This window comes from Nonomuraea indica (genome assembly GCF_002850745.1).
GTDB lineage: Bacteria > Actinomycetota > Actinomycetes > Streptosporangiales > Streptosporangiaceae > Nonomuraea > Nonomuraea indica.
In genome coordinates this window covers 756,320-762,319 of the sequence record NZ_KZ559468.1, presented here as the reverse complement: position 1 = coordinate 762,319, position 6,000 = coordinate 756,320, and the positions used below count along the sequence as shown (strand labels likewise).

Genomic DNA, 6,000 nt, shown 5'->3' with positions numbered 1-6,000 from the left:
GGGGGCGCCCCCCCGGGCCCCCCCCCGCCCTGCAACGCCCTGGTCTGTGGTTCAGCCCTTGGCCACGGCGGCGCTCTTGGCGCCCTTGCCGCTCTGCGAGGCCAGGCGCTTGGCGATGGCCTGGTACTTCGGCTCCCGCTCCTTGAGGGTGACCAGCAGCGGCGTGGCCACGCACAGCGAGGAGTAGGTGCCGACGATCATGCCGACGAACAGCGAGAGCGACAGGTCCTTCAGCGTGCCCGCGCCGAGCACGGTGGTGCCGATGAACAGGATCGCCGCCACGGGCAGGATCGCGACCAGCGAGGTGTTGAGCGATCGGATCAGCGTGTGGTTGAGCGCGTTGTTGGCCGCCATCGAGTAGGTCTGCTTGGACGTGGTGCCCAGCTTGGCCGTGACCTCCTTGATCATGTCGAACACCACGACCGCGTCGTAGAGCGAGTAACCGAGGATGGTCAGGAAGCCCAGCAGGGTGGCCGGGGTGACCTCGAAACCGGACCAGGCGTAGACGCCGGCGGTGATGACGAGGTCGTGCAGCAGCGCGACGATCGCGGCCAGCGCCATCTTCGGCTCGAACGCCATCGACAGGTAGAGGATGATCGCGAGCATGAAGACGCCCAGGCCGATCCAGGCCTTCTGCGACACCTCACCGCCCCAGGACGCGCCGATCGACTGGACGTCGACCTGGCTGACCGGGACGTTGTAGTCCTTGGCGATGGCGTTCTGGACGGCGAGGCTGGTGTTCTCGGGCAGGGTCTCGGTGGTGACCCGCCAGCGGTCACCGGCCGTCTGCACGATCGGCTGGTGCACGCCCTGGTCGCGGAAGCCCTCACGGACCTGCTCGATGGTGGCGGTCGGCGCCTTGAACGAGAAGACCGACCCGCCCTTGAACTCGACGCCGAGGTTGAGCCCGTTGATCAGCAACCCGGCGAGGGAGACGATCAGCAGGAAGCCGGACAGGCCGTACCAGAGCTTCCACTTGCCGACGAAGTCGACATCGATCTCGCCTCGGTAGAGGCGACGCCCCAGTCCCATGTCAGGCCTCCTGCGGGGTGGTCGGGCGGCTCGAGCCGGTCGGCTGCACGCTCATGCGTTCGGCGTCGATGCCGGACAGCGGGTGTCCCTTGGCGAAGAACTTCAGCCTCGCCAGCAGCGCGATGAACGGCTTGGTGAACATGAACACCACGACGATGTCGATCAGCGTGGTCAGGCCCATGGCGAACGCGAACCCGGCGACACCGCCCACCGCGAGGGCGTAGAGCACGACCGCGGCGATGAACATGACGGCGTCGGCGATCAGGATCGTGCGCCGGGCGCGGACCCAGGCCACCTCGACGGCCGCGCGCAGCGTCCGCCGCCCCTCCTTCATCTCGTCGCGGATGCGCTCGAAGTAGACGATGAAGGAGTCGGCGGTGATGCCGATCGAGACCACCAGGCCGATGATGTGCGGCAGCGACAGCCGGAACCCGGCGTTGTGACCGAGCACGACGACGGCCAGGTAGGTGAGGATCGAGGCGACGACGAGGCTCAGCACGGCCACGATGCCGAGGCCGCGGTAGTAGAGCAGGCAGTAGACGACCACGAGCGCCAGGCCGATGATGCCGGAGATCAGGCCGCCCATCAGCTGGTCCTGGCCCAGCGTGGAGGAGACGGTGTCGATCGAGCTGCGCTCGAACTTGAGCGGCAGCGCGCCGTACTTGAGCTGCTCGGCCAGGTCGGTGGCGCTCTTCTGGTCGAAGCCGCCGGTGATCTCGGCCCGGCCGCCCGGGATCGGGCTGATGATGTTGGGGGCGGTGATCACGACGCCGTCGAGGACGACGGCGACCTTGTTGCGCGGCTCCTGCGAGTTGAAGGCCGCCGAGGTGAGCTTGCTCCACTCGCCCGCGCCCTTGCTCTTGAAGTCGAGCTGGACCACCCACTCGGTGCTGCCCTGGCGCACACCGGCCGAGGCGGTGTCGATGTCGGTGCCGACGACCTTGGCGACGTCGAGCACGTACTTGAAGCTGCCGTCGCTCTCACACGCGGCGTACTGCTTGTTGGGGTCGTCCTGGACGCCCTGGCCGCGGCTCTTCGGGTTGGCGCAGTCGAGGCTGTTGAACTGCTTGAGCACCGCCGGGTCGACGCCCTCGGTGTTGACGCCGGGGTCCTGCTGCTGCGGCGTGGCCGTCGGGCTCGGGGTGGGGGTGGCCTTGGCGTCCTGACCCCGCTTCTGCCCGGTCTGCTGGTCCTCGGGCTGCTTCTGCTTCGGGTCCTGCTGCTTCGGGTCCTGCTGCTTCGGGTCCTGCTGCTTGGCGTCCTGCCGGGCGCGGGTGGCCGTCGGCGTGGGATCGGGCGCCTGCGCGGTCAGCGCCGACGACAGGGCCTTGCCCGTCGGGGAGGCGCTGGGCGTGCCCGCGGCGGGTGACCGGGGGCTCGACGGCTCCGTACGTGCCGACTTCGACGGCGAGGCCGCCGGCTCGGGCGACGCGGAGCCCGACGGAGCGGCGCTGGGTGTCGCCGGCTGCGTGGTGAGCTCCTGCGGAAGCTGCGTGGCCTCCATGGCGAGCACCTGGCGGAAACGCAGCTCCGCCGTGGTCGCGACCAGCTTGATGGCCTCGCTCTGCCCGACGCCCGGGATGGAGATGATGATGTTGTCGCCGGACTTGGCGACCTCCGCGTCGGAGATGCCGGTGCCGTTGACCCGGTCGCGGATGATGTTGACCGCGCGGTCCAGGATCTCCTCGGGGGGAGCCGCACCGTTCTGAGTCACGGGTGAGAGTGTCACCGTCGTGCCGCCGGCGAGGTCGAGTCCCAGCTTCGGCGTGAACGCCTTCTGCAGGAACATCGTCCCGCCCAGGGCGAGGATGAGCGCCAGGAGCAGCAGGAGCGTCCGCCCCGGCTTACTGTGGCTGCTGGTCGGTCGGGCCACTGGTCGTCTGTTCTTTCGGATAGAGGTTTGTCGCAGAGCCTAGTCAGGACTTCCTGGTGTCGTGTCCGTCGTTGCGCTCCGCGGTGTCGTCGTCCTTGCCACCGGTCTCACCGGCCGCCGGCTGGTCCGCGGCCAGGTCCGTGCTCTCACCGGCGGTCTCGTCGGCCGCCGCCTCGGGCTCGCCCGGCGTCACCACGCGGCCGATCGCGGCCTTCACCCAGCGGGTCTCGATGCCGGGGGCGACCTCGAGGACCACGTCCTCGTTGTCGACGGCGACCACGGTGGCGAACAGGCCGGTCGTGGTCATCACCCGGGTGCCGGGAGTGAGGCTGTTCTGCATCTTGACCGCCTCCTGCTGCCGCTTGCGCTGCGGGCGAATCAGCAGGAAGTAGAACACCACCACCAGAAGAATCAGCGGCAGGATACTTCCGAGTTGCTCCATGAGAGGCGACCTTCCAAAGTCGTTCAAGAGGTTGACACCGGCCTCGCGCCGGAAATTCCACGCGTAGCGTCGGGGCCGCGCCGCTCAGCCCATCAGCCTACACAGCCAGCCAAGCCACGGAGTGTAGGCGCTTGTTGCGAAACGCGGCAACGAGGCAGCGTTTCGGCGCGCGGAGAAGTTCCCTATTCGAAACGGTTGCAACCGTTCTGTAATCAGTCGAAAAGTGCCGCTCCGAACGCATCCGGTGGCGGCGTCATACCGAGATGGTGCCAGGCCGCCGCGGTGGCGACCCGGCCGCGCGGGGTCCGGGCCAGGAGTCCCTGCCGGACGAGGAACGGCTCGGCGACCACCTCGACCGTCTCCGGCTCCTCCCCCACCGCCACCGCGAGCGTCGACAGGCCCACCGGCCCGCCGCCGAACTTGCGCAGCAGCACGCCGAGGACCGCCCTGTCGAGCCGGTCGAGCCCTTCGGCGTCGACCTCGTACAGGTCGAGGGCGGCGGAGGCGATGTCGCGGTCGATGACGCCGTCGGCGCGGACGTCGGCGAAGTCGCGGACCCGGCGCAGCAGCCGGTTGGCGATGCGCGGGGTGCCGCGCGAGCGGCGGGCGATCTCGTGGGCGCCCTCGGCGGGCAGCGTCAGGCCGAGCAGCCTGGCCGACCGCTGGAGCACCTGTTCGAGCTCCGCCACCTCGTAGAAGTCCATGTGGGCGGTGAAGCCGAACCGGTCGCGCAGCGGCGCGGGCAGCAGCCCGGCGCGCGTGGTGGCGCCGACGAGGGTGAACGGCGCGATGTCGAGCGGGATGGCGGTGGCGCCGGGGCCCTTGCCGACGACGATGTCGACGCGGAAGTCCTCCATGGCGAGGTAGAGCATCTCCTCGGCCGGGCGCGCCATCCGGTGGATCTCGTCGATGAACAGCACCTCGCCCTCGGCGAGGGTGGACAGGATGGCCGCGAGGTCGCCGGCCCGTTCGAGCGCGGGCCCCGAGGTGATGCGCAGCGGGGCGCCCAGCTCGGCCGCGATGATCATGGCGAGGGTGGTCTTGCCGAGCCCCGGCGAGCCGCTCATGAGCACGTGGTCGGGTGGGCGGTTGCGCCGCATGGCGCTCTCCAGCACCAGCGACAGCTGCTCGCGCACCCGGCCCTGGCCGATGAACTCGCCCAGCCGCTTGGGCCGCAGGGCGGCCTCGATCTGCAGCTCGTCGCCCTCGGCGTCGGGGGACACCAGGTCCCGCTCCAGGCTCACGTCTCGTCCTTCCGCGTGTCTCTCCGGTTGCCTTGCCGGGCGTCCTCGGGGCCTCGCGGCCGGGCGTGTCCGCGCGTGTCCCGGCGGGGGCGCGCCGCCGCGCGGGGGCGGCGGCCCGGGGGCCCTGCGAGCGTACGGCACCCCGCCGCCGGACGGGTGCGGCCCCGCCCGCCCTCCGGCACGCCGGGCGGGACGGCCCGCGACGCTCCGGCCAGGGCGGCCCGCAGCGCTCCGGCCAGGGCGGCCCGCAGCGCTCCGGCCAGGGCCGCCCGTGCGCCGGTCGGCGAGGCGGTCCGTGAGCCGGTCGGCGGAGCGGTCCGTGCGCCGGTCGGCGGGGAGACCTGTGACGCGACCGCCGGGGCGGTCCGTGCGACGGTCGGCGGGGCGGTCATCGGACGCTGAGGGAACGCAGGGCGGACTTGAGGAGGGCGGCCACGCGCGGGGAACGGCCGGCCGACAGATCGGCCTCGGCCTCGTGCTCGACGGCGGCGACGGCCTCGTCGGCGTCCTTGGCGGAGTAGCCGAGGCCCACGAGGCCCGAATGCACCTGCTCGCGCCAGAGCTCCACCCCGCGGTCGCCGTCGAGCGCGGCGTCGACTGCCCCCACGGGGGCGCCGAGGCGGTCCTTGAGCTCCAGGACGATGCGCTGGGCGCCCTTCTGGCCGATGCCGGGCACCTTGGTGAGGGCCTTCAGGTCGGCGGCGGCCACGGCGACGCGCAACGCGTGGGGCGTGTGCACGGCGAGCATGGCAAGGGCCAGCTTGGGGCCGACGCCGCTGGCGGTCTGGAGCAGCTCGAAGACGGCCCGCTCGTCGTCGGTGGCGAACCCGTAGAGGGTGAGGGACTCCTCGCGGACCACGAGCGACGTCGACAGGCGCGCGTCCTCGCCCACCTTGAGCCGGGCGAGCGTGCCGGGGGTGCAGTGGGTGAGGATGCCGACCCCGCCGACCTCGATCACCGCGCCGTCGGGGGCGACGGCCGCCACCCGCCCGGCCACTGAAGCGATCACAGTGTCAGGTCCTTCCGGATGAGCGGTGTGGCCACAGTGTCACGTCCCCTTCCGTGCGATGCCATCGCGGCGTGGCCGTCCCAGCCTGGCACGATCCCCGCGGACGGCGCGACCACGGCGCCTCACGGCCTTCCGGGAGTGCGGGCCCGGCCGCCGCGCGATTCCGCCGCGTCTCGCGACGGAGGGGGCAGGCTTCCGGTCATGCCCGCCGGGTCGCCGCCCTGACCGTCAGGTGCGCCCCCCGTCGCGCCGCCCGTCGTGGGGTCTGTCGTGGGGCCCGTCGCTCTGGCCGTCGCAGGACCCGTCGCGCGACCGGTCGCGGTGCCTGTCGCAGGACCCGTCGCAGGACCCGTCGTGGGCGCCGGACGACGGCCCTGCGCGGTGACGGTCCTGGAACGCG

The 6,000-nt window shown here is 71.6% G+C and carries 5 protein-coding genes; all 5 read right to left on the bottom strand.

The features are described 5' to 3' along the window. Positions 1-51: 51 nt before the first annotated feature. Entirely contained in the window at positions 52-1,032 is a 981-nt protein-coding gene (gene secF / locus CXR44_RS11235) for a protein translocase subunit SecF (RefSeq protein ID WP_101785194.1), read from the bottom strand. Position 1,033: 1 nt separating this feature from the next. Continuing rightward, positions 1,034-2,821, bottom strand: coding sequence for a protein translocase subunit SecD (secD, locus tag CXR44_RS11230; RefSeq protein ID WP_180903326.1), 1,788 nt, complete (start codon positions 2,819-2,821; stop codon positions 1,034-1,036). Between the two features lie 127 nt (positions 2,822-2,948). Continuing rightward, the gene (gene yajC, locus CXR44_RS11225; RefSeq protein WP_245899065.1) at positions 2,949-3,347 is read right to left on the bottom strand and encodes a preprotein translocase subunit YajC; all 399 of its coding nucleotides are present in this window, start codon (positions 3,345-3,347) and stop codon (positions 2,949-2,951) included. 212 nt (positions 3,348-3,559) lie between these two features. After that, on the bottom strand, positions 3,560-4,591 hold the full coding sequence (ruvB, locus tag CXR44_RS11220) for a Holliday junction branch migration DNA helicase RuvB (RefSeq protein WP_101785192.1): 1,032 nt from the start codon (positions 4,589-4,591) through the stop codon (positions 3,560-3,562). A 388-nt stretch (positions 4,592-4,979) separates the two neighbouring features. Further along, complete coding sequence (gene ruvA / locus CXR44_RS11210; protein ID WP_101785188.1) at positions 4,980-5,600, bottom strand: Holliday junction branch migration protein RuvA; 621 nt, start codon at positions 5,598-5,600, stop codon at positions 4,980-4,982. Positions 5,601-6,000 lie beyond the last annotated feature (400 nt).